The organism is Variovorax sp. GW821-FHT10C12 (assembly GCF_059415405.1).
Window position 1 is genome coordinate 358683 of sequence record NZ_JBWKNE010000001.1, and the last position, 25137, is coordinate 383819.

Below are 25137 nucleotides of genomic sequence, written 5' to 3' on the forward strand. Positions count from 1 at the left end.
GGCCGTACCCGGTCGCGCAGCTCAGGGCTTGAAGCCGCTCGCCTGGATGATCTTTTCCCAGGTCTGCGTGTAGGTGCGCACGCGGCCCGCGAACTGGCCCTGGGGCTCGTAGCCGACCGTCAGGCCCATCGTGGTGAGCTTCTGCTTCACGTCGGGCATGGCCAGTACCTTCTGCAGCGCGTCGCCGTACTTGTCGATGATCGGCTGCGGCGTGCCCACCGGCGCGAAGATGCCGTAGTAGGGCAGGTCTTCCAGGTTCGCAAAGCCCAGCTCGGTGAAGGTCGGCACGTTCGGCAGCAGCGCCTGGCGCTTGGCGCCGATGGAGGCCACGATGCGCACCTTGCCCGCGCGGTGGTTCTCGATGAAGTCGGGCACCGAGGCGATGCCCGCCGTGATCTGGTTGCCCAGCATGTCGGCCGTCATGGGCGCGCTGCCGCGGTAGGGCGCGGGCTGCACGTCGATCTTGTACTTGTCCGAGATCATCTTCACCAGGAACTCGGGGATCGACGCCGGTGCCGGCACACCGATGGTTTCCTTGCCGCCCTTTTGCGTGCGGATCCACTTCACGTACTCGTCGATGCTCTTGGCCGGCGTGCCGCCCGACACCGCCAGCACGTTGGCGAAGGTGGCAAAGCCGGCCACGGGCACGAAGTCGGTGGCGGGGTTGAAGCCCGGGTTCTTCACCACCTGCGGCAGGATCGAGATGGAGTGGTCATGCGACAGGAACAGCGTGTGGCCGTCGGCCGGCGCGGCCTTCAGCGCCTGCGCCGCGATCTGGCCGCCCGCGCCCGCACGGTTCTCGACCACCACGGGCACGCCCAGCACGTCCTTGAGCTTTTCGCCCAGGGTGCGGGCAATGGCGTCGGTGCCCGCGCCGGCGGGAAAGCCCACCAAGAGACGCACCGGCGTGCCGCTCTGGGCCTGCGCCAGGCCGGCCATGCCCAGGGCCGCTGCCAGGAGACCCACGCTGAACGCGCGGCGCATCGGTTGGACGCGCTGCATTGAAAAAACCATGATCGACTCCATTCGAAGAAAGAAAGAGAGAAATGCCTACGGCGGGACGGTGCGGGGCCCGGTGCAATACCCGTGCCCAGGGTGCAAATCCGATTCGCAACCTTGAATCGTGCCCGAACAGCCCTATTTTGGATGCAGGAATACCACCATGCGACAAGACAAACTCACCACCAAATTTCAGGAAGCACTGAGCGACGCCCAGACGCTGGCGCTCGGTAACGACAACGCCTACATCGAACCGGCCCACCTGCTGGTCGCGATGCTGCGCCAGGACGACGGCCCGCGTGCCCTGCTGGAGCGTGCCGGCGTCAACGTGCCCGGGCTGCTGCAGGCCGCCGAGGGCGCCATCAAGAAACTGCCCCAGGTGCAGGGCCACGACATCGTGCAGGTCGGCCCCGAGCTGGGCAAGCTGCTGCAGGCGACCGAGAAGGAAGCCATCAAGCGCAATGACCAGTTCATTGCAGGCGAACTCTTTCTGCTCGCCGTGGCCGACAGCAAGGCCGACATCGGCAAGCTCGCCAAGGACAACGGCCTGAGCCGCAAGTCGCTCGAGGCCGCCATCGAGGCCGTGCGCGGCGGGCAGGGCGTGAACAGCGCCGATGCCGAAGGCCAGCGCGAAGCCCTCAAGAAATACTGCCTGGACCTCACCGAGCGCGCCCGCCTGGGCAAGCTCGACCCGGTCATCGGCCGCGACGAGGAAATCCGCCGCGCCATCCAGGTGCTGCAACGCCGCACCAAGAACAACCCCGTGCTCATCGGCGAACCCGGCGTGGGCAAGACCGCCATCGTCGAGGGCCTGGCCCAGCGCATCGTCGCGGGCGAAGTGCCCGAGTCCCTCAAGGGCAAGCGGGTGCTGTCGCTCGACATGGCCGCGCTGCTGGCCGGTGCCAAGTTCCGCGGCGAATTCGAGGAGCGCCTGAAGACCGTGCTCAACGAACTCGCGAAGGACGAAGGCCAGACCATCGTCTTCATCGACGAGCTGCACACCATGGTCGGCGCCGGCAAGGCCGAAGGCGCGATGGACGCAGGCAACATGCTCAAGCCCGCGCTCGCACGCGGCGAGCTGCACTGCGTGGGCGCCACCACGCTCGACGAGTACCGCAAGTACATCGAGAAAGACGCTGCACTGGAGCGCCGCTTCCAGAAGATCATCGTGGGCGAGCCCAGCGTCGAGGCCACCATCGCCATCCTGCGCGGCCTGCAGGAGAAGTACGAAGTGCACCACGGCGTGCAGATCACCGACCCGGCCATCGTGGCCGCGGCCGAGTTGTCTGATCGCTACATCACCGACCGCTTCCTGCCCGACAAGGCCATCGACCTCATCGACGAGGCCGCAGCCAAGATCAAGATCGAGATGGACTCCAAGCCCGAGGTCATGGACCGCCTGGACCGCCGCCTGATCCAGCTGCAGATCGAGCGCGAAGCCGTGCGCCGCGAAAAGGACGAAGCCTCGCAGAAGCGCTTCGGCCTCATCGAGGACGAGATCACCAAGCTGCAAAAAGAGATCGCCGACTACGACGAGATCTGGCAGGCCGAGAAGGCCCAGGCCCAGGGCAGCGCGCACGTGCGCGAAGACATCGACAAGATCAAGTTCCAGATCGAGGAATGGAAGCGCAAGGGCGACTTCAACAAGGTCGCCGAGCTGCAATACGGCCAGCTGCCGGCGCTCGAGAAGCGCCTGAAGGAAGCCGAAGAGAGCGAGGCGAGCAAGGGCAAGTCCAGCGCGCCCACGCTGCTGCGCACGCAGGTCGGTTCGGAAGAAATCGCCGAGGTCGTGGCGCGCGCCACCGGCATCCCGGTCGCCAAGCTCATGCAAGGCGAGCGCGACAAGCTGCTCGTCATGGAAGACAAGCTGCACGAGCGCGTGGTCGGCCAGGACGAGGCCATCGGTGCGGTCGCGAATGCGATCCGCCGCTCGCGCTCGGGCCTCTCCGATCCGAACCGCCCCACGGGTTCGTTCCTGTTCCTCGGCCCCACGGGCGTGGGCAAGACCGAGCTGTGCAAGGCGCTCGCGGGCTTCCTGTTCGACAGCGAAGACCACCTCATCCGCATCGACATGAGCGAGTTCATGGAGAAGCATTCGGTCGCCCGCCTCATCGGCGCGCCGCCGGGCTACGTGGGCTACGAAGAGGGCGGCTACCTCACGGAAGCCGTGCGCCGCAAGCCCTACAGCGTGGTGCTGCTCGACGAGGTCGAGAAGGCCCACCCCGACGTGTTCAACGTGCTGCTGCAGGTGCTCGACGACGGTCGCCTCACGGACGGCCAGGGCCGCACCGTGGACTTCAAGAACACCGTGATCGTGATGACCAGCAACATCGGCTCGCCGATCATCCAGTCGATGGTGGGCCAGCCGAGCGAGGAGATCAAGGAAGCGGTGTGGGACGAGCTGAAGAACTACTTCCGCCCCGAGTTCCTGAACCGCATCGACGAGACCGTCGTGTTCCACGCGCTCGACGCGAAGAACATCGAATCGATCGCCGCGATCCAGCTCAAGGTGCTGCAGGCGCGCCTGGCGAAGATGGACCTGGGCCTGCAGGTGTCGCCTGCGGCGCTGGCCGAGATCGCCAAGGTCGGCTTCGACCCGGTGTTCGGTGCGCGTCCGCTCAAGCGTGCCATCCAGCAGCGCATCGAGAACCCGCTCTCGAAGCTGTTGCTGGACGGCAGCTTCGGGCCGAAGGACACGATCGAGGTCGAAACCGACCCGATCCAGTCGCCGGGCCAGTTCTCGTTCCGCAAGGGCGGGGAACCAACGGCGGCTGCATCGGCCTAAAGTCGGATGATGAACTTCATTCTTCGCGTCATTCTTCTGCTCCTGGGGCTGGTCTTCGCGGCCAGCCTGGCCGTGGCGGCCCTGCTGCTGGCGGCGGTGTGGGGTGTGCGCTACGCCTGGGGGCGCCTCACGGGCAAGCCCGTGACGCCCTGGGTCATGCGTTTCAACCCGCGCTCGGGCTTCGACCGATTTCGCCATGCGGCACAACAGCCGGCCGAGCCCACGGCGGCCGATGTGGTCAGTGCCCGTGCGCGCGGCGAATCGGTGCGCAGCCCGGTCGTGCTGGGCCCCGCCGACGATGTGACCGACGTGCGGGCCCGGCCCGTGCGCGGCGACTGAGCCTCTTGCTTCCCGATCAGGCGCTGTACAGCGCCTCGATCTCGTTGGCGTAGGCCTTGTAGATGCTGGAGCGCCGCACCTTCATGGTCGCGGTGACTTCACCGTCGTCATGGTCCAACTCTTTGGTGAGCAGATGAAAACGTCTGATCTGCGACACCTGCGCCAGCTTCCCATTGCCGCGCGCCACTTCGGCCTCGATCAGCGCGCGCACCTTGGGTTCTTCCACCAGCGAACGGAAATGCGTGAAGGGCAGGCGCTGCGCCTCGGCCCATTTGCCGACCGTCTCGTAGTCGATCTGCAGCAGCGCGCCGACGAACTTGCGGCCGTCCGCCACCACGATGCATTCCTTGATGAAGGGGCTGCCCTTCATGGTGTTCTCGATCTCCGAGGGCGTGAGGTTCTTGCCGCCGGCGGTGATCATGATGTCCTTCAGCCGGTCGACGATGCGCAGCTGGCCGCCGGCTTCCTCGCGCACCACGTCGCCCGTGTGCAGCCAGCCATCGCGGATCGATGAGGCCGTGGCCTCGGGGTTCTTGTAGTAGCCCTCGAAGACCATGTCGCCGCGCACCAGCAGTTCGCCGGCTTCGCCCACGCGGTGCTCGGTGCCCAGCGTGGGCGGGCCGACGGTGCCGATGGTCACGGCATCGGCGCGGTGGCCCGAGACCATGCCGGTCGATTCGGTCAACCCGTACACCTCGACCAGCGGCACGCCCAGCGTGCGAAAGAAGCGCACCACGTCCGCCGGAATCGGCGCCGCGCCCGTGAGCGCGATGCGCGCGCGGCGCAGGCCGATGAAGTTCTGCAGCGCGCGCAGCACGGTCCAGTAGGCGAGGGCGAAGCGGCCGCGCTCGGCCAGCGTCCAGGCGCTGCGCGGTTTCTCGGCCAGCGGCGCGCAGGCCTCGATGGCCTTGCGGAACAGCGCGCGCTGCAGCCGCCCGGTTTCCTGCATCTTGATGCTGATGCCCGCGTGCAGCTTCTCCCAGATGCGCGGCACGCCGAGGAACATGGTGGGCGCGACCTCGCGCAGGTCTTCCTGCACGGTGCGGATCGATTCGCCGAAGTTGACCTGCGAGCCCAGGTACAGCGGCACGAAGGCCGTGAGCATCTGCTCGGCCACGTGGCACAGCGGCAGGTACGACAGGTGCGTGGTGCCGCCGTCGAGCCCGAGCCGCTCGACGATGCCGGGCACGACGCCGCGGATGTTGCGGTACGAAATCATCGCGCCCTTGGGCTTGCCCGTGGAGCCCGAGGTGTAGATCATCAAGCCGATGTCGGCCAGTGTCTGGCGCTGCAGCGCGGCGTCGATGCGCGCGGTGCCGTCGCGTGCCAGCACCTCGGCACCGGCCTGCTCGACCTCCGCAAAGGTCGCGATGCGCTCGCGCACGTCGGGCGGGTAGCTCGCGAGGCCCTTGGTCTCGATCACGACGATCTTGCGCAGGCGCGGCAGCTGGTCGAGGGCGTCGAGCACCTTGTCGGTCTGCTCCTGGTCCTCGCAGACGATCACTTCGATGTCCGCATGACCGACGACATACGCAACCTCGTTGCTCGGGCTGGTGGGGTACACGCCCACGGTCACGGCGCCGATGAGCCCCGCGCCCATCTGCGCGAGCAGCCATTCGACGCGGTTCTCGGAGATCACGCCCAGGTGCCCGCCGGGCGCGAGGCCCATCGCGTGCAGGCCCAGGCCGAAGCGGCTGGCGCGCTGGAGGTAGCCGGCCCAGTCCAGCGGGTGCCAGATGCCGAAGTCCTTCTGCCGGATCGCGATGCGCTGCGGCTGCAGGCGCGCCTGCTCGCGCAGCATCTGCGGCAGTGTGAGCGAAGGGAGCGCGTTCATCGTCGGGGTCGTCATGACAGCCAGCGCTTGCGGCGCTTGTAGTGCTTCAGCTCGCGGAAGCTGCGCGATTCGCCGCTGCCGCCCACGCCCAGGTAGAACTCGCGCACGTCGGGGTCGGCGGCGAGGCGCTCGGCGCTGCCGTCGATCACGACCTTGCCGCTTTCCATGATGTAGCCCGTGTGCGCGATGGCCAGTGCCACGCTGGCGTTCTGTTCCACCAGCAGCATCGAGGTGCCGCGCTCGGCGTTGATGCGCGCGATGATCGTGAAGATGTCCTCGACCAGCTTGGGCGAGAGACCCAGCGAGGGTTCGTCGAGCAGGATCAATTGAGGCTGCGCTACCAGCGCACGCCCGATGGCGAGCATCTGCTGCTCGCCGCCCGAAAGGTAGCCCGCGAGGCCCTTGCGGCGTTCGTGCAAGCGCGGGAAGTAGGCGTAGACGTCATCGAAGTTGCGCGATGCCGGCGCGGCGCCCGTGCGGCCCGTCAGCGCGTAGGTCGCGGCCACCAGGTTCTCTTCGACCGTGAGGTCTTCGAACACGCGCCGGCCCTCCATCACATGGCTCAGGCCGCGCCGCACGAGCTGCTGCGGCGCGAGCCGCTCGGTGGGGGCGCCGTCGAACACGATGCGCCCGGCCTCGACCTCGCCATCTTCCAGTGCGAGCAGGCCCGACACCGCCTTCAGCGTGGTCGACTTGCCCGCGCCGTTGCTGCCCAGCAGCGCCACGATCTGTCCGCGCGGCACGGCCAGCGACAGGCCGCGCAGCACCTGCACGACCTTGTTGTAGACCACCTCGATGTTGTTGACCTCGAGTACGAGGTCGGGCGGTGCCGCGCGCGCGTCCATCGTGTCGGTCAGTTCAGCGCGATCCAGTCCGACGCCGGCACCATCTTCTGCGCCTTCATGTCGGCCTTGTAGACGCGGCCCACGGGAATGGAATTTCCCTTGATGGTGATCGGCGTGCCGATGATCCCGCCGGTGTCGAAGTCCTTGATGGTGTTGAGCGCGGCCTTCAGGTTCTTGCCGTCCAGCGGCTTGCCGGCGTCGAGCGTGCGCTTGGCGGCCTCGGTGAACAGCATCGCCGTGAGGAAGCCCTGCGTGTAGGCCGTGCTCTGGTACTCGGGGCGCAGCGCGCGGATCTTGTCGAGCATCGGCGCCTTGGCCGAGGTGTCGTAGTAATAGCGGTAGGGCATGACGCCCATGAAGCCGTCGCCGCCTTCGCCCATCTTCATGACGGTGGAGCTGTCCATGGTCCAGAAGGTGCCCATCCACTTGCTGGTCATGCCCATCTGCTTGCCCTGCTGCACGAACTCGGGAATGGGCGCGAGGATGTAGCCGTGGAAGATCGTGTAGTCGGGCGCGGCGCGGCGCAGCTTGATGACCTCGGTCGACACGTCGACGCTGCCCGCGGGCGTCATGAGCTTCACCGGCACGCTCAGGCCCAGCTTCTTGGCAGCGGCTTCGCTGGCCTCGATGGGGTCGCGGCCGAACTCGGAGTCGGAGTACACGAAGGCCACCTTGGCACCCGGCTTTTCCTTGGCGATGTGGCGCAGCAGGATGCCGATCTGCTCGGTGTAGTCGGGGCCCACGAGGAACTGGTTCGGGTACTTGGCCGGGTCGTTCAGCTCGGTGGCGAACGAGGCGCCCGCCATCAAAATCTGGCCGCCGCGGTCCAGCTCGGGGTTGATGGTTTTCGAAAAACCGGTGGAGTCGCCGTAGTAGAGGTTGACCTTGTTCTGGCTCGTGATCTTCTTGAAGGCCGCCACCGACACGTCGACCTTGTAGCCCGTGTCTTCCGGCACGTAGCGCAGCTTGCGGCCCTTGATGCCGCCCGCGTCGTTGACCATCTTCACGTAGTCGGCAATGCCGGCGTTGATGCCCACACCCGCGAAGGCGAACACGCCGGTCATCGGGATCGAGCCGCCGATGACGATGTCCTCGTTGCCTTGCGCGTTCGCCGCGAACGGCACGGTGGCGGCCAGGCCCGCGGCGATCAGCAGGGCGCGGCGCTGGGGGGAAAGCTTCTTCGTTGTCTTGGGCATGTGTGTCTCCTGGTTCTATCTAGTTACGAAACGGCCATAGATGGAAAAAGCGGCGCAGGCGCCGCCACACTTCTGCGAGCCCGTGCGGCTCGAACACCAGAAATCCGACGATCAGCAGGCCGAAGACGACGGTGCGCACCGGCGAGAGGAACACGGTCATCTCGACGCCGCCCGGCAGCAGGTCGACCACCAGCTTGAGCAGCTCGGGCACCATGGTCATGAACACGGCACCGAAGATGCCGCCCAGGATGGTGCCCATGCCGCCGACGATGATGGCGGCCAGGAAGAAGATCGACATCAGCAGCGGAAAGCTCTCGGGCGTGACCACGCGGAAGAAGTAGGCCCACAGGCCACCCGCCACGCCGGCGTAGAACGACGACAGCCCGAAGGACAGCAGCTTGTAGCGCAAGAGCGGAATGCCCAGCACCTCGGCCGAGATGTCGCGGTCGCGGATGGCGATGAAGGCGCGCCCCACGCGCGTGCGAAACAGGTTGGCCGCGCCGAGCACCATGAGCACCATCACGGGCACGATCACCCAGTACAGGCGAAACGAGGTGTCCAGCGGCAGGCCGAAGAGCTGCGCGGGCGGCAGCGAGATGCCCGTGGTGCCGCCCGTGAGCTTGAGGTTGGCGAACAGGAAGTGCGTGATGAACGACGCGGCGATGGTCGCGATGGCCAGGTACAGGCCCTTCACGCGCAGCGATGGGATGCCGACGACCAGCCCACCGAGCATCGCGACCACGCCGCCCGCGAGGATGTTCAGCAGGAAGGGCGTGCCCAGCCGCGTCTGCATGATCGCGACGGTGTACGCACCCAGGCCCATGAACGCGGCTTGGCCCAGGCTCACGAGGCCCGTGTAGCCGGTGAGGATGTTCAGCCCCGTGGCGCTCGCCACATTGATGGCGACAAGGCATGCGAGGTACAGCCAGTAGTCGCTGGCCATGAAGGGGAACAGCACGAGCAGCGCCGCGCCGATCGCGAGCCACACCTTCTGCGTGCGCGAATCGAACAGCGCCGCGTCGGCGATGTAGCTTTGCTTGAGGGTGCCGATGCGCATGGCTAGAGCCTCTCGATCTCGTGCGTGCCGAAGAGACCGTACGGCCGCACCATCAGCACGAACACCAGCACGATGAAGGTGGCGAGCAGCTTGTATTCGCCGCCGAGGTAGGAGCCGGCCAGTGCTTCGATCAGGCCGATGAGCACGCCGCCGACGAGTGCGCCGAGCACGCTGTCGAGCCCGCCGACGATCACCACCACCAGCACCGACAACCCGAACACACCCATCGACGACGAGATGCCGCCGATGGCGCCGACGATGATGCCGGCCACCGCCGCGATCATGGCCGAGGCCACCCAGGCCAGCGAGAACACGCGCGGCACGTGGATGCCCATCGAGTAGGCGGCCGCCTGGTCCGAGGCCGTGGCCCGCAGCGCCACGCCGCCGCGCCAGAAGCGGAACAGCAGCAGCACCAGGCCGATCAGCACCACGGCGATCAGCGCGCCGTAGGCGATCTTGGGCGCCAGGAAGGCCTCGCCGATCATCACGGGCGTGTTGGGCAGAAACTCGGGCAGGCGGCGCTGGTCGGCGGTCCAGATGATCTCGACCAGCCCGACGAGGATCGACGCCAGCCCCACCGTCACCATGAACACCGAGATCGGCGGCTCGCCCAGCAGCGGGCGGATCATGGTGCGCTCGATCACCGCGCCCAGCAGGCCGGTGCCGATCACCGAGCCCAGCACCGCCATCCAGATCGGCAGCGAGAAGCTCGCGGCGAAAGTGAAGAACAGGTAGGCGCCGACCATCAGCATCTCGCCGATGGCGATGTTGACCACGCGCGTCGCCTTGTAGACCAGCACGAAGGCCAGCGCCGCCAGCGCATACAGGCCGCCGCCGGCAATGCCGGTGAGCGCGATCTCGAAGAGGTAGGCCCAATCCATCAGGCGGCTCCCACGGCAGCTTCGCCGCGCAGCCGGCGGCGCAGCTCGCCCACGTCGCCTGCGCCGAGGTAGGCGCGGATCACTTCCGGGTCGGCCTGCACCTGCGCCGGCGTGCCTTGCGCGATGACCTGGCCGAAGTTGAGCACCACCACGTGGTCCGACAGGTCCATCACCATGCCCATGTCGTGCTCGACCATCAGCACCGTGATGCCCCATTCGCGCCGCACGTCGAGGATGAAGCGCGCCATGTCTTCGGTTTCCTCGCGGTTCATGCCGGCCACGGGTTCGTCGAGCATCAGCACCTTGGGCTGCATGGCCAGCGCGCGCGCCATTTCGACGCGCTTCTGCAGGCCGTAGGGCAGGGCGGCCACCGAGGCGTGGCGGATGTGGTCGATCTCGAGGAAATCGATGATGCGTTCTTCCACGTCGCGGCGCAGCTCGGCCTCTTCGCGGCGCGCGCGGCCCAGGTAGAAGAGGGCGTCGAACACGTTGCTCTTCAGGTGCGCGTGGCGCCCGAGCTTGATGTTGTCGAGCACGGTCATGCCGCGGAACAGCGCGATGTTCTGGAAGCTGCGCGCCAGGCCGAGCGCGGCGCGTTTGGGGGCGGGCAGGCGGGTGATGTCCGCGCCCTCGAACAGCACGCGGCCCTGCGAGGGCTTGTAGAAGCCCGAGATGGTGTTGAACAGCGAGGTCTTGCCCGCGCCGTTGGGCCCGATCACCGCGGTGATGGAGCCGGGCGCGACGCTGAAGCCGACGTGGGTGAGCGCCTTCACGCCGCCGAATGCCAGCGTCAACGCCTCGGCCTGCAGCACCGGGGCCGGGGCTGAAGGTGCCGAAATGGAGGGTTCCCGTCGAGTCTCGTCAGGCATGGCTAAGGGGCGCGCCGCAAGGTCAGGGTTTGTGTCCAGCAGCGAAATGCTACTGGCCCGTAAAATTCCTACTGGCCGGTAATGTCCGTGTTCGCCGCAGTTCGCGGCATCGGGACTTTCCCCGCCCGCACAAACCCCATGCCCCGTTCCACCGCCGTTCCTGCTTCAGCCTCTCCGTGGGCGCCTGCCGACCGCCGTGCGCAGCAGCGCGAGGTCAAGCGCATGGCCGTGTTGCGCACGGCCGCCCAGCTGTTCAACGAGCGCGGCTTCCATGCAACCTCGCTCGACGACATCGCCGAGCGGCTCAACGTGAGCAAGCCCACGCTGTACTACTACATCGAGAACAAGGACCAGATCCTGCTCGAGTGCGTGAAGATGGCGCTGGACCTCATGCAGACCGGCATCGGCGAGGTGCGCGCCGCGGGCGGCAGCGCCATCGACCAGCTCAAGGCCTGCATGCGCATCTACTCGGGCGTGGTCACGCAGGACTTCGGCATGTGCGTGATCCGCATCGGCGAAGACCCGCTGCCCGATCCGCTCAAGAAGGAACTGCGCCGCCTCAAGGCCGGCATCGACGGGCATTTCCGCCGCCTCATCGAAGAGGGCGTGGCCGAAGGCGCGCTGGCGCCCTGCGACCCGAAGATGGCGGCCTTCATGCTGGCCGGCGCCCTGAGCTGGATCGGCCGCTGGTACCGCCCCGACGGCGACCTCACGCCCGACCAGATCGCCGACCAGGGCATCGAACTGCTGCTCAACGGCGTGCTGCAGCGCGCCCCGACGAAAGTGAATCCATGACCCAAGAGACCTCTTCTTCTCCTCTGCTGGTGGGCCGCGAAGGCGCGGTGGCCACGCTGCGCTTCAACCGGCCCGCCGCGCTCAACGCCATCGACGTGCCGATGGCCACCGCCTTCCTCGCCGCCGCGCGCACTTTGGCTGCCGACAAGAGCGTGCGCGCCGTGCTGCTGAGCGGCGCGGGCAAGGGCTTCATGGCCGGCGGCGACCTCGGCGTGCTGAGCGCCGACCCGAAGCAGGGCGCGGCCGACCTCATCGGCCCGCTGCACGAGGCGCTGACCGTGCTCGACGCCATGGACGCGCCGCTGGTCGCGCAGGTGCACGGCGTGGCGGCCGGCGCAGGGCTGAGCCTGATGCTGCAGGCCGACTTCGTGCTCGCGGCCGAGGGCACGCGCTTCAACCTGGCCTATGTGAACGTCGGCACCAGTTGCGACGTCGGCGCCTCGTGGGCGCTGCCGCGCCTCGTCGGCATGCGCCGCGCGCTGGAAATCGCGATGCTCGGCGACACCTACGACACCGCCGCCGCCGAACGCCTGGGCCTCATCAACCGCGTGGTGCCCGCGGCCGAGCTCGAATCCGAGGCGATGGCGCTCGCGCAGCGGCTGGCCAAGGGCCCGACCGTGGCGCTGGGCCACCTGCGCCGGCTGATGCGCGGCTCGCTCGACCGCGACCTGGCGAGCCAGCTCGATGCCGAGTCGGCCGCGTTCCAGTCGTGCGCGGCCACCGCCGATTTCCGCATCGGCCTCGATGCCTTTTTTGGCAAGAAGCCCGCAGCCTTCACGGGCCGCTGAAGAATTCCTTGTTTTCGTTTTTTCAATCCAGGAGATCCATCCCATGACTTCACGCGACATCTTCGTGGTCGGCACCGCCCGCACCGCCATCGGCACCTTCGGCGGCGCGCTCAAGGACGTGCCCAATACGCAACTGGCCACCACCGCCGTCAAGGCCGCCATCGAGCGCAGCGGCGTGGCCGCCGACGCCATCGGCCATGTGGTCATGGGCAACGTGATCCCCACCGACGTGAAGGACGCCTACCTGAGCCGCGTGGCCGCCATCGACGCGGGCTGCCCGATCGAGACGCCGGCCTTCAACGTGAACCGCCTGTGCGGCTCGGGCCTGCAGGCCATCGTGTCGGCGGCGCAGGCCATTGCGCTGGGCGACTGCGACATCGCCATCGGCGGCGGCTCCGAATCGATGAGCCGCGGCCCGTACTTCGACACCTCGGCCCGCTACGGCGCACGCATGGGCGACGCGGTGCTGGTCGACTACATGCTGGGCATCCTGCACGACCCGTGGGAGAAGATCCACATGGGCATCACGGCCGAGAACGTGGCCGCGCGCTACGGCATCACGCGCGAGCAGATGGACGAACTGGCCGTGACCAGCCAGCAGCGCGCCGCCGCCGCCATTGCCGCGGGCCGCTTCAAGGAACAGATCGTTCCGGTCGAGGTGAAGACGCGCAAGGGCGTCGTGCTGTTCGACACCGACGAGCACGTGCGCGCCGACACCACCGTCGATACGCTCGCGAAGATGAAGCCCGCGTTCAAGAAGGACGGCCTCGTGACCGCCGGCAACGCCTCGGGCATCAACGACGGCGCCGCCGCCGTGGTGCTGGCCGAAGGTGGCCGCGTGAAGGCGCTGGGCCTGAAGCCGCTGGCACGCCTCGTGGGCTACGCGCATGCGGGCGTCGAGCCGGCGTACATGGGCATCGGCCCGGTGCCGGCCACGCGCAAGGTGCTGGAGCGCACGGGCCTGAAGGTCAGCGACTTCGATGTGATCGAGTCGAACGAAGCTTTTGCGGCGCAGGCTTGCGCCGTCATCAAGGAACTGGGCTTCGATCCGGCCAAGGTGAACCCCAACGGCTCGGGCATTTCGCTGGGCCACCCGGTGGGCGCGACCGGCGCGATCATCACGACGAAGGCGATCGCCGAACTGCACCGCACGGGCGGCCGCTACGCGCTGGTCACGATGTGCATCGGCGGCGGCCAAGGCATTGCCGCCGTGTTCGAAAGGGTCTGAGCTCGCCCCCAGGCTTCGCGCACTGCGTGTCGCTTCGCCAACCCCCTACCGGGGGCAACACCAGCGGCCCGGCAAAGCCGGTTCCGCGGTGTTCCTGGAGAATGGCCGGATGAGTCTTCGTTCACTGCCTGTTGCCATCGACCCCGACGAGGTCGACTTCAGCGCCATCCGCGCGCAGGGGGCGGGTGGGCAGAACGTCAACAAGGTGTCGAGCGCGGTGCACCTGCGCTACGACATCCATGCCAGCTCGCTGCCGGCCGACGTGAAGGAGCGGTTGCTCGCCCTGCGCGACAGCCGCATCACGCAGGAAGGCGTGTTCGTGCTCAAGGCGCAGCAGCACCGCACGCAGGAGATGAACCGCGCCGACGCGCTCGCGCGGCTGCAGGCGGTGATCGACAGCGTGGCCACGCCGCCGCGCGTGCGGCGCGCCACCAAGCCCACCTACGGTTCGAAGCAGCGCCGGCTCGAAGGCAAGAGCCAGCGTTCGCAGATCAAGAGCCTGCGCGGACGGGTGCAGGACTGACCGGCTTGTCGCCGCGCAGCCGCTTGATCTGCAGCGTGACGCCGACCACGTACAGCGCGCCGAGCACCGCGGTGATCGCCTTCAGTTCGGGCGCGTCGGCGTTCGGCAGCAGCGGTGCGCCCAGCGGCAGCCGTGTCAGCGTTTCGGTGAAGGCCGGAATCCAGTGGAAGAGAAAGCTCGCCGAATAGGCGACGGCTTCGATATAGCGCGACTTCGGCCCGAGCCGCCCATGCCCCGCCAGCGCGCCGACGGCCAGCGCCACCAAAGTGATGATGCCCAGCGCATGCGGCTTGCCGAAGCCGCCGTGCTGGAAGATGCCGAAGCCCGTGAGGCAGGTCAGCACCGTGGCCCAGACGAAGACCTGGCCCAGGCCGGTGCGCAGCGTGATTTCCTTGTAGCGCAGCAGGGCCCAGATGCCTGCGAACACGGCGATCAGGCTGATCGCGGTGTGAACCGTGCCGAGTGACGTCAATCCAAGCCATCCTGTGGGTGCCATGCGGATCTCCTCGTGGTCGTGGTGCGGCATTCTGGTGCTGTCTGTAACTTGTGTCATCTGTTTCAAACAAACAGCAAGTCCCGGTTTGCACGCCTGAAACATGCGGCAAGCACAATGGGGGCATGAGTGCTTTCGTTTCGCGCGTCGTGTCGGCGTTGCTAGTGACCTTCGCGTGCATCGGACTGGCCGGCTGTGGCCAGGAGGGGGCGGGCGGGCAGGCCGCGGTCTCGCCGGCCGCGCCAGAGCTTTCGTGGGAGGCGCTGATTCCCAAGGAGTGGGACCCCACCAAGCGCTACCGCAACATCAGCCTCGAAGCGCTGCGCGACAACGACCCGCGCGCGATCCAGATGCTCGACGAGATGCGCGCCGTCTGGGACAACGCGCCGGTCAACGTCTCGCTCGACGGCAAACCCGTGAAGCTCTCGGGCTTCGTCGTGCCGCTCGATGCCACGCAAGACGGCATCCGCGAATTCTTGCTGGTGCCGTACTTCGGCGCCTGCATCCACACCCCGCCGCCGCCCGCCAACCAGATCGTCCACGTGATCGCGCCCGCGCCCGTGAAGGGGCTGCACGCGATGGACACGGTGCGCGTGAGCGGCACGCTGAAGGCGGCGCGCTACGCATCGGCCGACATGGGCGTGAGCGGTTATGAGATCGCGTCGGCGGCGGTCGAGCGGTTGGTCGTCACGCAGGGGCCGTGAAGGCCGCCAGCTCGCTCAAGGCCGGCTGCAGCAGCCGGTAGCTCAGCCGCTCGGTCACCCGGAACGCGCCGAGCCCTTCGTAGAACGCAATGCCCCGCGCATTCGTCGCCTTCACGGGCCAGTCGATGCGGTGGCACCCCTGGGCGACGGCACGTGCCGCCACCCAGGCCATGAGCGCGCGACCCGCCCCGGCGCTGCGGTGGCCCGACTTCACATAGAGCTCCTTGAGCTGGCAGTGCCTGCGCTGTTCAGGCGCGAAGTCGACCAGCGAAAAAACCCAGGTGATCGCGGCCAGGCCGACCACGGTGCGCGCGTCTGTCGACGCCACCACGAGCTGGTGCGGCGAGCCGGGCGCCAGGAGATTGCCCAGCAGGTGGTCGCGCACCCACTCGCGCGGCACGTGCGTGCCTTCGTTGTAGAAGGCGTGCAACTCGGCCAGCAGCTCGATGAGCGAGTCGTGTTGGGCTTCGGACACCAGGTCGACGTGCATGGCATTTCCTTGGGATAGGGCTGCGTGACTGCCGGATTCTGGCGCGTCCCGGATTCACGACGATCTTGTTACTCCCTGCTCCAGTCCTTGCGCGACTAGATTGCCCTTCACCACTTCGAAAGGACAAGAACCATGAACCCGGCCTACACCGGCGGTTGCGCATGCGGCGCCATCCGCTACGAGATTTCAGGGGAACCCGTGTACCAGAACGACTGCCAGTGCCTCGACTGCCAGCACAAGAGCGGCACGGGCCACGGCTCGTACCTCAGCTTCGCGGGTGCCAAGGTGAAGCAGACGGGCGCGGCCACGCTGTGGAGCCTCAAGGGCGACAGCGGCAACATGAAGACACGCGCGTTCTGCCCGACCTGCGGCTCGCCCGTGTACATGACCTTCGCGGCGATGCCCGGCGTCTTCACCGTGCATGCCGCCAGCCTGGACGACCCGGGGCGCTACCGGCCGCAGGCGGTCACGTACGCGGTGCGCGGGCACGCCTGGGACTTCCTCGACCCGGCGCTGCCGAAGTTCGAGCGGATGCCGCCGGGCTGAACCCGGCCGGTCAGCCCATGCGCTGCGACAGAAAATCGAGGAACGAGGTGATGCGCGCCGACAGCTGCGTGTTGCGGTAATACACGGCGTTGACGGGCTGGCGCACGTCGACCGTGTCCTTGGGCAGCACCTGCACCAGCGCGCCGCTGGCGCGGTCGGCGGCGGTCATGAAGTCCGACAGGCAGACGATGCCCACGCCGGCCAGCGCCAGCTGGCGCAGCGTCTCGCCGCTGGACGCGACCACGGTGGGCGCGATGGTCCATTCGTCGCCGTGCACGCCGCGCAGCGGCCAGCGGTTCAGCGACTCGGGCTGGGTGAAGCCCAGCAGCGCGTGCCCGGCCAGTTCGTCGACCTTGCGCGGCTTGCCGTGGGCGTCGAGGTAGGCGGGGCTCGCGAGCACGCGCAGCCGGTGCGTGCCGAGCGGGCGCGCATGCAGCGTGGAATCGCGCAGCGGGCCGATGCGGATCGCCACGTCGGTGCGCCGCTCCAGCAGGTCGATGGGCAGGTCGTCGGTGTCGAGTTCGAGGCTGATCTGCGGGTAGAGCCGGCGGAACTCCGGCACCAGCGGCACGATGGCGTGCAGCATGAAAGGCGAGGCCGCGTTCACGCGCAGCCGGCCGGCGGGCTGCTGACGGCGCGCGGCCATGTGCTCCTCGGCGTCGTCGATCGCGTCGAGGATGGCGCGCGTGCGCTGCAAAAAGGCAGCGCCTTCCTCGGTGAGTTCGAGCCGCCGCGTGGTGCGGCGCATCAGCGTGGTGCCGAGCTTCTGCTCGAGCCGGCTCAATGCGCGGCTGATGCCCGACACGGTCTGGCCCAACTGGTCGGCCGCGGCGGTGATCGAGCCGGTATCCACCACGGCGCGGAAGGCGACCAGTTCTTCGATGGTGGTTTTCATGGCGCCCGTGTGGGGGAAGAGGCGCGCGCGGTCAGGCCGCCGCTTCGGCTTCTTCGGGCATGTCGATGCGCGGCATCAGCGCGGCCAGCGCTTCGGCGTCGGTGCGATAGCTGAAGAGCATCGGCCCCGGCGCCAGCAGGCCGGCGCGTTCCAGCACCTGCATGGCCGGCAGCTTCATGCCGCTCAGGTGCAGGCGCACGCCCTTGGATTCCATCATCCGGCGGATCGAGCCGAACACCTCGGCGCCGGTGATGTCGATGCGGTTGATCGGCTGCGCGAACAGGCACACGTCGGTCAGGTCGGGGCGCTCGGCCAGTGCGACCGTGAGCGCGCGCTCCAGCGTGGAGGCGGAGGCGAAGTCGAGTTCGGCGTCCATGCGCACCGCATACAGCTGCGGCGCGAGCGGCGGCAGCTTCCAGAGGTGGCGGTCGCGCAGGCTGCCGTCGGGGTGCAGGCCCACTTCGATGATGCGCGGGTGCAGGTGGCGGTACATGTAGTGCGCCAGGCTGGCGAGCAGGCCGCCCAGCACGCCCCAGTAGATGCTCGGCGCGGTGGCGATGGTGAGCACGAAGGTGCCGAAGGCGATGCCGGCCTCCAGCTTCGAGATGCGCCACAGCGCCGTGAAGCTCGACGGCTTCACCAGCCCGAGGATGGCCGTGACCACCACCGCCGCCAGCACCGCCTGCGGCACGTGGTACAGCAGCGGCATGAGCCACAGCAGCGCACCGGCCACCACGGCCACGCTGAACAGCGTCGCCCAGCCGGTCTGCGCGCCTGCGTAGAGCGTGATGGCCGAGCGCGAGAACGACGAGCTGGTGGGGAACGCGCCCGAGAAGCCCGAGGCCAGCTTGGCCAGGCCCTGGCCGATCAGGTCCTGGTTTTCGTTCCACAGCGTGCCGGCGCGGCCGTTGTCGACCTTGGCGCTCGAGGCGGTTTCAAGAAAGCTCACCAGCGTGATCATCAGCGCCGGCAGCACCAGCGCGCTGAAGGTGTGCGCCGGCAGCAGGCCGGGCCAGTAGAACGAAGGCAGGCCCGAGGGCAGGGCGCCCACCACGGCGCCGCCGCGCAGCGCGTAGTTGATGCTCCAGCTGATGGCCGCGGCGCCAGCCACCAGCGCCATCGTGGTCGGGAAGCGCGGCACCCAGCGCTTGCCCAGCCACAGCACGGCGATGCTGCCCAGGCCGAAGGCGATGGCCGTGAGGTCGGGCAGTGGCCCGCCCTGCAGCACCTGCGGGATGGTGCGGCCCGTGAAGCCCAGCAGCGCGGGCAGTTGCGAGATCGCGATCAGCACCGCCGCGCCCTGCGTGAAGCCGATCAGCACCGGCGAATTGACCAGCCGCAGCAGCCAGCCGAAGCGCCCCGCGCCGAGCACGATCTGGATCGCGCCCGACATCAGCGTGAGCCACACCGCCATCGCCACCCATTCGTCGCTGCCCGCCACCGCCAGCGGCGCGAGCGACGCGCCCACCAGCAGGCTGGTGAGCGCGGTCGGCCCCACCGACAGCCGCTGCGACGAGCTGAACATCACGGCGATGAGCGCCGGAAACAGCGCCGCGTACACGCCCGTGACCAGCGGCATGCCGGCCAGCGCCGCATAGGCCACGCCCTGCGGCAGCACCATCAGCGCGACGGTGATGCCGGCCATGGCCTCGTTGCGCAGCAGCGCGGCGGAAGGTCGGGGCCAGCCAAGACAGGGAACCCAGCGTGCGAGGCGCTGGCGAAGAGACGGTGCGGGGGAAGAGGAAGGGGAAGCCGGATTCATGAAGCGGGGCGCGCGCACGGCGGACACGCCGCGCGCGGAGAGCGGGAGAGAGAGAAAGAGCCTAGATCAGTGAGGTCGCGTTCTTCAGGACGTAGTCGCAGGCCTTTTCCTTGACCTTCGACGACAGCCCCTTGAGGTTGAGCGACTTGCCGTCGCCGCCCTTGAGCAGGCCCTTGGCGCCGCTCGCGAAGTCGTTTTCCTGTTTCTTCTGGCCGGTGATCTTGGCCAGCAGCTTGTCCTTGACGGAGGCGGCATCGCCGCCGAGGTAGTTGTTCTTGACGCAGTACTCGAGCACGCCGGCCGCGCTGCCGACGGTGCTGGAGCCGATGGCGGGCATCTTGAAGCCGCCGAGGCTGAGGTTGCTGAGCGCGGAGCCGCCGGCGCCGCTGTTGCTGCTGCCTTGCGAGTTGACCGCCGCGCCGGCCTGTTCTTTCAGCTGGTCGAGCAGGTTGTCGGCCTGCACCGAGGCGCCTGCGACGAGCAGGGCGAGGGCGATGAATGTGGAGCGAACGTGCATGGTGGCCTCCTTGGACGGACATGGGGGGAGAAGCGCCCACCAGCATACCGGAGAGCCCGGAATGTCTCTATCGCGCGGGGCACAGCGCCACGGGGTGCGCACGGCCCGCAAAAGCACGCAGTTCAGCCTTGGCGGAACAGCAGCACGGAGTTCGTGCCGCCGAAGGCGAAGGAGTTGCTGATGGCGGCCTCGAGCGCGGGGGCGGCGCTGTCGCCGGGGGCGACGAGGTTCATCCGGCAGTCGGGATCGATGTCGTGGCAGTTCGCGTTGGGCGGCAGCTCGCGCCGGTGCAGCGCCAGCACGGTGATCAGCGCCTCGATGGCCCCGGCCGCGCCCAGCATGTGGCCGTGCAGCGCCTTGGTCGAGCTGACGCGCAGGGTGTCGAAGTCGGCGCCCCAGACCTCGGCCAGCGCGTTGCGCTCGACCACGTCGCCGATGCGCGTGGCCGTGCCGTGGGCGTTGCAGTAGCCCACGTCGCGCGGCTGCAGGCCGGCCTGGCGCAGCGCGGCGCGCAGGGCGCGGGCCTGGCCCGGTGCGTCGGGCTTGGTGAGGTGGGTGGCGTCGCTGCTCAGGCCCCAGCCGGCCAGCGTGGCGTAGCGGCGGGCGCCGCGCGCGCGGGCGCGCTCGGCCGATTCGAGGATGAGGAAGGCCGAGCCTTCGCCCAGTGCGAAGCCGCTGCGGTCGGTGGCGAAGGGGCGCACCGCGCCGGCCGCTTCGCCGGGCTGGAAGCCGGCCAGCGTCTGCATGGCCTGCCAGGCCAGCACCACGCCTGGGACGATCAGCGCTTCGCTGCCGCCCGCGATGGCGATGTCGACCTCGCCGCGCTGCACCGCCTTGGCGGCCTCGGCGATGGCCACCGACGACGAGGCGCAGGCGACCGAGTACGTGAGCACCGGGCCCAGCACGCCGTTGCGCATCGCCACGTGGGCGGCCGGCGCGTTGGGCATGAAGGCGGGAATGGTGAGCGGCGAGACGCGCCCGTTGCCGCGGTAGGCGGCTTCGAGTGCGGCGGCGCCGCCCATGCCGCAACCGGCGTAGACGCCGACGCGCTCGGCATCGATGCCGGCATCGCCCAGCGCCAGGCCGGCATCGCGCAGGGCGAGGTCGGCGGCGGCCACGGCCAGCTGGCTCACGCGGTCGACGCCCGCGAGCTGCAGCTTGGTGAACCAGCGCGTCTCGTCGAAGGCGACCGTGGCGGCGGCGGCGGGTTTGGGGAGTTCGGGAAAGACCGGTGCGATGGCGGAGCGGCCCTGCAGCAGCGCGTCGAACAGCGCGTCGGGCGCGTCGCCATGCGGCGCCATGACGCCCAGTCCGGTGACGGCGACTTCGTGCGTGCTCACGCTGTCTTGGCGGCCCGGACCTTGTCGACCAGCTGCGCGAGCTCGGCCAGGGTGTCGATGCTCGCGTCTTCGTCGGGCATGGTGATGCCGAAATGGTCTTCGATGGCGAACAGGAATTCGGCCAGTGCCAGCGAATCGAGTCCGCCGGTTTCACGCATCGAGGCGTGCGGGTCGAGCTTGGACGGTTCGATGCCGTACTTCTCGTGGATCAGGTCCTGCAATTCCTTCAGCGAACTCATCTGCGATGCCTGTCGTCTTGTGCCGCCGTTGATCGATGGGCTGCCTGTCCCTTGCGGGTGGCGGGCCACGGGTCGATCCCTTCCTCGTTCGGCCTGTGTTGATGATCAATGGTGATTGATGATATCCGCTTCGACCTTAGGGAAATCCTCGGGTCGGCCCCGGATCAACGGCGACCGGGGCGCCAGCGCAACGAGGGCAGCGCAAAGGCCAGCCCGAGCAGCGCGCCGGCCACCGCGTCGAGCACCACATGCTGCTTGACGGCCAGCGTGGAATAGGCAATGGCGGCAAACCAGGCCCAGTTGATCGCCTGCAACAGCCATGGCGTGCGCGCCGCGCGCAGCACGTCGGCCAGGCGCACGGCCGTGAAGATGGCGACCGCCACATGCATCGAGGGGCAGGCGTTGCCCGCCGCGTCCACGCCCTGCAGCATCGCGAAGCCGGGGTAGCCCGAGACGTCGATGTCCATCGGCGGGATCTGCGTCGGCCAGAAGTAGAAGAGGCCCAGGCCGCTCAGGCACAGCGCGCCGATCCACAGCCCGTAGACCACCAGCTCGCGAAAGGTGAGCTGCAGCCCCGGCGCGAAGCCCACGTACACCCACAGCGACAGGTAGGCGCCGAGCGTGTAGGGCTGGAACGGAATCAGGTGGTCCAGCGCCGTCAGCGGCATCACCGTGACCGGAAAGGCCGGGTTGCGCAGCAGGTGGAAGTAGCCGATGAAGAACAGCCAGGTGAAGGCCGTGGTGCCGACCGCCTTCAGCAGGAAATGGCGGCGGATGCGCAGCCAGATGTCGGCGGTCCACGTTGCAGGCCTGGCCTCGGCCGCGATGTGCAGGGGGATCGGTGAGTGCATGGTGTCGGTGTCGGTCGCCGATCTTGCCAGAGCACCATGGCGTGCCCCGTCCATGCCCTGCGGCATCAAAGGGTGGCCGGTCGCTTGCGGTGCTGGAACGAGGTGGGCGAGCGCCCCGTGGCCGCCTTGAACATGGCGCAGAAGGCGCTGTCGGTGGCGTAGCCGCTGGCCGACGCCACCTGGCTCACGGCCATGCCGCGCGCCAGCAGCGGCAGCGCGTGCGCCATCACGGCCTGCTGGCGCCATTGCTGCCAGCTCATGCCGAGCTGGTCGCGAAACAGCCGCGCCACCGTGCGCTCGCTGGCGCCGATGGCGGCGGCGCGTTCGGCCAGCGTGGCGCGGTCGGCCGGGTTGCGCAGCAGCGTCTCGCACAGCTGGCGCAGGCGCTTGTCGGAGGGCAGCGGCACGTCGATGCGGATCTGCGTGGCGCGCTCGACCTCGTCGACCAGCAACGGCGCGATCATGCGTTCGCGCTGCGGCGCGTGCGGGTCGGCCGGGGGCAGGCCGTCGGGCGTGGTGTCGAGCGCGAGCATCAGGGCGCGCAGCAGCGGGCTGATCTCGAGCACCTCGCACTTCTCCCAGGTGGGCGCGATCCAGGCGTGCAGGTAGACGGTGCGCAGCTCGGCGTCTTCGATCAGCGTGATGCTGTGCGGCATGTTGGCCGGCACCCACAGCGCGCGCGACGGCGGCACGATGTAGCTGCCGTCCTGCGTGCTCAAACGGATCACGCCGCGCGTGGAGAACGTGAGCTGCGGCCACGGGTGCTCGTGCAGTTCGACCAGCGTGTCGGCGCTCAGGAAGTGTTCCTTGGCGCGCAGCGGGCGCACCGCGTCGGGGGCGTACAGGTGCGGCGTGAGCGGGCCCACGCTGTTGGTCGGCGCGGTGGGCGTTCCGCGCGCCTTGGCGGGGGAGGCTGGCTCGGGAGCGGGCGGAGCGTGGGGGGGAACGGCGCTTGGCATGGTTTCGACAAATGTTGTCGCTGTATCGCCATTCTGCCGCGTCGGCGCCGCATAGCATCGGTGCTCCCCCCGGTTTTTTGTAGCAATCCATGTCATCCACTTCCACGCCGAATGCGGCCCCCGCCCCCTCCTTGCGCAGCGACGCCCAACTGATCGGGCTGGTCGGCCTGGCGCATGCGGTGAGCCATTTCAGCCAGCTCATCCTGGCGCCGCTGTTCCCGTGGCTGAAGGACGCGTTCCAGGTGAGCTATGTCGAGCTCGGCGCGGTGCTCACCGTGTTCTTCGTGGTCTCGTGCATCGTGCAGGCGGCCTCGGGCTTCATCGTCGACAAGCTGGGCCCGCGCCCGGTGCTGTTCGTCGGGCTGGGCGCGCTGGGGCTCGCGGCCTTCGGCTATGCCATGGCGCAGAGCTACTGGATGCTGCTGGCGTGCGCGGTGGTCGGCGGCATCGGCAACGGCGTGTTCCACCCGGTCGACTACACGCTGTTCAACCGCAAGGTCGCGCCCACGCGGCTGGGCCATGCCTACAGCGTGCACGGCATCACCGGCAGCCTGGGCTGGGCGCTGGCGCCGGCCTTCGTGGTGCCGATCGCCATTGCCTTTTCGTGGCGCGTGGCGCTGGCCTCGGCCGGCGTGGTGGCGATCGTGGTGCTGCTGATCCTGTGGATCTACCGCGGCGTGCTGGCGCTCGACGCAGCGGCCGTGCACAAGGCCACGGGGCACGGCGAGCCCACGCCGGTCGGCGGCGAGTTCGACTTCCTGCGCATCCCGGCCGTGTGGATGTGCTTCGGCTTCTTCTTTTTCTATGCCGCCGTGATCAGCGTGGTGCAGACCTTCGCGCCCGTGGCCGCCGGCCACCTGCACGCGGTGCCGGTGGCGCTGGTGGCGGTGTGCCTCACGGTCTACATGGTGGCGAGCGCGGCCGGCATGGTGGTGGGCGGCTTCCTGGCGTCCGATCCCTCGCGCTGCGAGCGCATCGTGGGCGCGGGCTTCGGCGTGGCGGCGGCGCTGGCGCTGGTGCTGGCCTTTGCACAGTTTCCGCCGGTGATGGTGCCGGTGCTGTTCGGCGCGATGGGTTTCGTCTCGGGCATCGCCGGGCCGTCGCGCGACCTGCTGGTGAAGAAGTCGACGCCGCCCAATGCGACCGGGCGCGTCTACGGCGTGGTGTACGCGGGCCTAGACATCGGCCAGGCCGTGGCGCCGCTGGTGTTCGGTCGCCTGATGGACCACGGCCAGTACACGAGCGTGATCGTCGGGCTGGCGCTGGTGCAGGGCGTGCTGATCGCCAGTGCCTTCAATGTGCGGCGCGTGCGTCGCACGGCGCTGGTGCCTGCGTCGGCATAGATCTCCTCCGGGCGTGAGAGCTTCTGCATGCGGCCCCTATCATCGGCCGCATGCAAGCCTTGTATGTCTATGTGATCGTCGGCGCTGTGCTGGCGGGTTTCGTGCAGGGCCTGTCGGGCTTTGCGTTCGGCATGGTCGCGATGTCTGTGTGGGCCTGGACGCTGGAGCCGCAACTGGCCGCCGTGCTCGCGCTGTTCGGCGCCCTCACGGGGCAGGTGATTGCGGCGCTCACGGTGCGGCGGACTTTCGACAAACGCATCCTCTGGCCCTTCGTGCTCGGCGGCCTGGTCGGCGTGCCCTTCGGTGTCTGGCTGCTGCCGCACCTGGACATCGTGCTGTTCAAGGTGTGCCTGGGCACGCTGCTGGTGCTGTGGTGCCCGGCCATGCTGATGTCGCAGCACTTGCCGAAGATCACTTTTGGCGGTCGCGCGGCGGACGGCGTTGCGGGGGCCATCGGCGGTGTGATGGCGGGCATCGGGGGCTTCTCGGGTGTCGTGCCTACGTTGTGGTGCACGCTGCGGGGCTTCCAGCGCGACACGCAGCGCGCTGTGATCCAAAACTTCAATCTCTCGATGCTGGCTGTGGCATTTGCGGTGCATGTGGCTAGCGGGAGCATTGGGCGTTCTGTGGTGCCTCTTTTGGCATTGGTCGCGGCGGCTGTTGCAGTGCCGGTGTTGTTGGGTGCGCGGCTTTACATCGGGATCAGCGAAGCGGCGTTTCGCAAGATCGTGCTGAGCTTGTTGACTCTTTCAGGGGTTGCTATGTTGGCTTCTGCGGTGCCTGCTTTGTTGGCACGCTGAGCCCTGGGGCTGGTTTGTTTTCCGAGGCCGGGTCTCGCCCCGGCGGGCGACTCACTTTC

General features: G+C 68.4%; 26 protein-coding genes. 10 read left to right on the plus strand and 16 right to left on the minus strand.

Annotated features, from left to right (window positions below):
• Positions 1-21: 21 nt before the first annotated feature.
• The gene (locus tag AC07OH_RS01695) at positions 22-1014 is read right to left on the minus strand and encodes a Bug family tripartite tricarboxylate transporter substrate binding protein (protein WP_489057404.1); all 993 of its coding nucleotides are present in this window, start codon (positions 1012-1014) and stop codon (positions 22-24) included.
• 148 nt (positions 1015-1162) lie between these two features.
• Between AC07OH_RS01695 and clpB the strand changes: the two genes are divergently transcribed.
• Entirely contained in the window at positions 1163-3784 is a 2622-nt protein-coding gene (gene clpB, locus AC07OH_RS01700; RefSeq protein WP_070059588.1) for an ATP-dependent chaperone ClpB, read from the plus strand.
• Positions 3785-3793: 9 nt separating this feature from the next.
• Entirely contained in the window at positions 3794-4123 is a 330-nt protein-coding gene (locus AC07OH_RS01705; RefSeq protein WP_223301262.1) for a hypothetical protein, read from the plus strand.
• Between the two features lie 16 nt (positions 4124-4139).
• Here the strand turns inward: AC07OH_RS01705 and AC07OH_RS01710 are convergent, their stop codons facing one another.
• The 6 genes from AC07OH_RS01710 to AC07OH_RS01735 are packed head-to-tail and all read right to left on the minus strand — an operon-like array spanning position 4140 to position 10805.
• Complete coding sequence (locus tag AC07OH_RS01710; protein WP_495300952.1) at positions 4140-5957, minus strand: AMP-dependent synthetase/ligase; 1818 nt, start codon at positions 5955-5957, stop codon at positions 4140-4142.
• An 11-nt stretch (positions 5958-5968) separates the two neighbouring features.
• Complete coding sequence (locus AC07OH_RS01715; RefSeq protein WP_192196055.1) at positions 5969-6802, minus strand: ABC transporter ATP-binding protein; 834 nt, start codon at positions 6800-6802, stop codon at positions 5969-5971.
• 8 nt (positions 6803-6810) lie between these two features.
• Positions 6811-7998, minus strand: coding sequence for an ABC transporter substrate-binding protein (locus AC07OH_RS01720; protein ID WP_062472967.1), 1188 nt, complete (start codon positions 7996-7998; stop codon positions 6811-6813).
• A gap of 19 nt (positions 7999-8017) precedes the next feature.
• Positions 8018-9055 carry a branched-chain amino acid ABC transporter permease gene (locus AC07OH_RS01725; protein WP_070059585.1) on the minus strand — a complete coding sequence of 346 codons (1038 nt, stop codon included), beginning with the start codon at positions 9053-9055 and terminating at the stop codon, positions 8018-8020.
• Between the two features lie 2 nt (positions 9056-9057).
• Positions 9058-9936: a branched-chain amino acid ABC transporter permease gene (locus AC07OH_RS01730; protein ID WP_062472963.1), complete on the minus strand. Its 879-nt coding sequence runs from the start codon at positions 9934-9936 to the stop codon at positions 9058-9060.
• Positions 9936-10805, minus strand: coding sequence for an ABC transporter ATP-binding protein (locus tag AC07OH_RS01735; RefSeq protein WP_495299353.1), 870 nt, complete (start codon positions 10803-10805; stop codon positions 9936-9938). Before AC07OH_RS01735 ends, AC07OH_RS01730 begins: the two co-directional genes overlap by 1 nt.
• A gap of 138 nt (positions 10806-10943) precedes the next feature.
• Here AC07OH_RS01735 and AC07OH_RS01740 point away from each other — a divergent pair, with 138 nt between their 5' ends.
• From AC07OH_RS01740 to arfB, 4 genes are all read left to right on the plus strand, one after another.
• Positions 10944-11600, plus strand: coding sequence for a TetR/AcrR family transcriptional regulator (locus AC07OH_RS01740; RefSeq protein WP_495264361.1), 657 nt, complete (start codon positions 10944-10946; stop codon positions 11598-11600).
• Positions 11597-12388, plus strand: a complete 792-nt coding sequence (locus tag AC07OH_RS01745; RefSeq protein WP_495299354.1) for an enoyl-CoA hydratase/isomerase family protein — start codon at positions 11597-11599, stop codon at positions 12386-12388. Before AC07OH_RS01740 ends, AC07OH_RS01745 begins: the two co-directional genes overlap by 4 nt.
• Positions 12389-12431: 43 nt before the next feature.
• Positions 12432-13616: an acetyl-CoA C-acyltransferase family protein gene (locus AC07OH_RS01750; RefSeq protein WP_489057389.1), complete on the plus strand. Its 1185-nt coding sequence runs from the start codon at positions 12432-12434 to the stop codon at positions 13614-13616.
• 109 nt (positions 13617-13725) lie between these two features.
• Positions 13726-14139: an alternative ribosome rescue aminoacyl-tRNA hydrolase ArfB gene (gene arfB / locus AC07OH_RS01755; RefSeq protein ID WP_495299355.1), complete on the plus strand. Its 414-nt coding sequence runs from the start codon at positions 13726-13728 to the stop codon at positions 14137-14139.
• On the opposite strand, the gene AC07OH_RS01760 is transcribed toward arfB, so the two are convergent.
• Entirely contained in the window at positions 14108-14635 is a 528-nt protein-coding gene (locus AC07OH_RS01760; protein ID WP_495299356.1) for a DUF2306 domain-containing protein, read from the minus strand. The genes arfB and AC07OH_RS01760 overlap by 32 nt on opposite strands.
• A gap of 122 nt (positions 14636-14757) precedes the next feature.
• Between AC07OH_RS01760 and AC07OH_RS01765 the strand changes: the two genes are divergently transcribed.
• Complete coding sequence (locus tag AC07OH_RS01765; RefSeq protein ID WP_492680968.1) at positions 14758-15336, plus strand: DUF3299 domain-containing protein; 579 nt, start codon at positions 14758-14760, stop codon at positions 15334-15336.
• On the opposite strand, the gene AC07OH_RS01770 is transcribed toward AC07OH_RS01765, so the two are convergent.
• On the minus strand, positions 15320-15826 hold the full coding sequence (locus tag AC07OH_RS01770; RefSeq protein WP_495299357.1) for a GNAT family N-acetyltransferase: 507 nt from the start codon (positions 15824-15826) through the stop codon (positions 15320-15322). The two genes, AC07OH_RS01765 and AC07OH_RS01770, sit on opposite strands and share 17 nt — an antisense overlap.
• Before the next feature lie 132 nt (positions 15827-15958).
• Here AC07OH_RS01770 and AC07OH_RS01775 point away from each other — a divergent pair, with 132 nt between their 5' ends.
• Positions 15959-16372: a GFA family protein gene (locus AC07OH_RS01775; protein ID WP_492680964.1), complete on the plus strand. Its 414-nt coding sequence runs from the start codon at positions 15959-15961 to the stop codon at positions 16370-16372.
• Positions 16373-16382: 10 nt separating this feature from the next.
• Here the strand turns inward: AC07OH_RS01775 and AC07OH_RS01780 are convergent, their stop codons facing one another.
• From AC07OH_RS01780 to AC07OH_RS01810, 7 genes are all read right to left on the minus strand, one after another.
• Positions 16383-17267: a LysR family transcriptional regulator gene (locus AC07OH_RS01780; RefSeq protein WP_095744724.1), complete on the minus strand. Its 885-nt coding sequence runs from the start codon at positions 17265-17267 to the stop codon at positions 16383-16385.
• 31 nt (positions 17268-17298) lie between these two features.
• Positions 17299-19029 (minus strand): SulP family inorganic anion transporter, encoded by a 1731-nt coding sequence (locus AC07OH_RS01785; protein WP_495299358.1) that lies wholly within the window; start codon positions 19027-19029, stop codon positions 17299-17301.
• A gap of 61 nt (positions 19030-19090) precedes the next feature.
• Positions 19091-19546, minus strand: coding sequence for a DUF2501 domain-containing protein (locus AC07OH_RS01790; protein ID WP_495299359.1), 456 nt, complete (start codon positions 19544-19546; stop codon positions 19091-19093).
• A gap of 122 nt (positions 19547-19668) precedes the next feature.
• Positions 19669-20886, minus strand: coding sequence for a beta-ketoacyl-[acyl-carrier-protein] synthase family protein (locus tag AC07OH_RS01795; protein ID WP_495299360.1), 1218 nt, complete (start codon positions 20884-20886; stop codon positions 19669-19671).
• Positions 20883-21125: an acyl carrier protein gene (locus AC07OH_RS01800; protein ID WP_070059577.1), complete on the minus strand. Its 243-nt coding sequence runs from the start codon at positions 21123-21125 to the stop codon at positions 20883-20885. Before AC07OH_RS01800 ends, AC07OH_RS01795 begins: the two co-directional genes overlap by 4 nt.
• Positions 21126-21289: 164 nt before the next feature.
• A complete protein-coding gene (locus AC07OH_RS01805; RefSeq protein ID WP_495299361.1) occupies positions 21290-21976 on the minus strand; it encodes a phosphatase PAP2 family protein in 687 nt (228 codons plus the stop codon).
• Positions 21977-22041: 65 nt separating this feature from the next.
• Entirely contained in the window at positions 22042-22935 is an 894-nt protein-coding gene (locus AC07OH_RS01810) for an AraC family transcriptional regulator (RefSeq protein WP_070059575.1), read from the minus strand.
• Positions 22936-23024: 89 nt separating this feature from the next.
• On the opposite strand from AC07OH_RS01810, the gene AC07OH_RS01815 reads away from it, so the two are divergent.
• Entirely contained in the window at positions 23025-24278 is a 1254-nt protein-coding gene (locus AC07OH_RS01815) for an MFS transporter (protein WP_495299362.1), read from the plus strand.
• A gap of 50 nt (positions 24279-24328) precedes the next feature.
• Positions 24329-25078: a sulfite exporter TauE/SafE family protein gene (locus AC07OH_RS01820; RefSeq protein WP_495299363.1), complete on the plus strand. Its 750-nt coding sequence runs from the start codon at positions 24329-24331 to the stop codon at positions 25076-25078.
• Positions 25079-25137 lie beyond the last annotated feature (59 nt).